Raw genomic sequence first — 1438 nt, 5'->3', positions numbered from 1 at the left:
GAGAGTGTCTGATGGTTTGTGTGTGGGATTCCATCCCGCATAAGGAGATAAGCCAGAATGACTACTGTGGCACGACGAGACTCGGCCGATAAGGCCAAGATTGACGCGATTGAGCAAAAGCTTCTTGCTAACCCTGAAATCGCGAAGCTGATCGATGAATTAGGCACTTCCACCACGGATGCCAATGACCTGGTCCGTGGCATGTTGCAAGCTTCGATTACCCGGGGCTTGAATGCTGAAATGGATGCCCACTTGGGCTACTCCTCGGGCGATAGAGACGCCAAAGCTGCAGCTGGGACCGACAACCACCGTAACGGATCGTATTCAAAGACCGTTGATTCCAACTACGGGCCAGTCACTGTGGACGTGCCCAGGGACCGAGCCGGTACGTTTATCCCGACCATGGTTCCAAAGGGCTCCCGGCGCTTGACCGACGTCGATGACATGATTGTGAGTTTGTATGCCGGCGGGATGACCATCCGCGATATCAGGCACCATATGGCCACCGCCATGCGGGTGGATATTTCCCATGAGACGATCTCCGCTGTAACTGACGCCGTCCTTGATGAAGTCATGGTGTGGCAAAACCGCCAGCTAGACGAGTTCTACCCCGTCATCTTCCTTGACGCGTTGCGTATCAAAGTCCGTGACGGTGGCCGCGTGGTCAACAAGAGCGCCTATATGGCCATCGGTGTGGACGTCGAGGGAATCAAGCACATCCTGGGACTCTGGATAGCCAAGGAAGAAGGCGCATCCTTTTGGGCGCAGGTGTGCTCTAACTTGTCGAATCGTGGAGTCAAGGATGTCTTCATTGTCTGCTGTGACGGGCTCAAAGGCTTGCCTGAGGCAGTGGAGGCAACTTGGCCTGGCTCTATGGTGCAAACCTGTATCGTGCACCTGATTCGTGCCGCCAACCGGTGGGTGGCCTACGGGGATCGCAAGGCCGTGTCAGCGGCATTGAAAAAGGTCTATACCGCCCCTGATGAGTCCAGTGCTGCTGCAGCACTGGCTGAGTTCGCATCCTCTGAGCTTGGCGAGAAATACCCCAGGTCAGTGAAGGTGTGGCAGGACGCGTGGGAACGGTTCGCGCCGTTCTTGCAGTTCCCGCCGGCGGCCCGGAAGGTTATCTATACGACGAACTCTATCGAGTCGTTTAACAATGAGCTGCGCAAAGCTACCCGCAACCGGGTGCAGTTCACCAATGATGAGTCCGCGTTGAAGACTCTGTGGTTGATGATCTGCAATATCGAAGACAAACGCGCTGCTAGACGCGCCAAGGAAGGTAAACGAGTCGCAGCCACTGCCAGCCGTCTAATCGAAGGCAGGAAGGTTTCCGGGTGGAAACAAGCCATCAACCAAATGGCCGTGGCCTACCCCGACCGCTTCGACCAATACCTCTAGAAATCAAGCCCCACACACAAACAACTTGACACGCTCC

The 1438-nt window shown here is 55.7% G+C and carries 1 protein-coding gene; it reads left to right on the top strand.

Annotated elements, in window-relative coordinates; translation table 11 throughout:
• The first annotated feature begins 57 nt into the window (after positions 1-57).
• On the top strand, positions 58-1401 hold the full coding sequence (locus QKE30_RS10740; RefSeq protein WP_347934774.1) for an IS256 family transposase: 1344 nt from the start codon (positions 58-60) through the stop codon (positions 1399-1401).
• The last annotated feature ends 37 nt before the right edge of the window (positions 1402-1438 follow it).

The sequence above is a fragment of the Corynebacterium sp. c24Ua_83 genome, assembly GCF_039907245.1.
Classification (GTDB): domain Bacteria; phylum Actinomycetota; class Actinomycetes; order Mycobacteriales; family Mycobacteriaceae; genus Corynebacterium.
This window is presented reverse-complemented; position numbering and strand designations above follow the sequence as displayed.

What these genes read in the sequence shown, in the direction of transcription:
- QKE30_RS10740 (WP_347934774.1), top strand. Translation starts at nt 58, where the DNA reads ATGACTACTGTGGCACGACGAGACTCGGCCGATAAGGCCAAGATTGAC.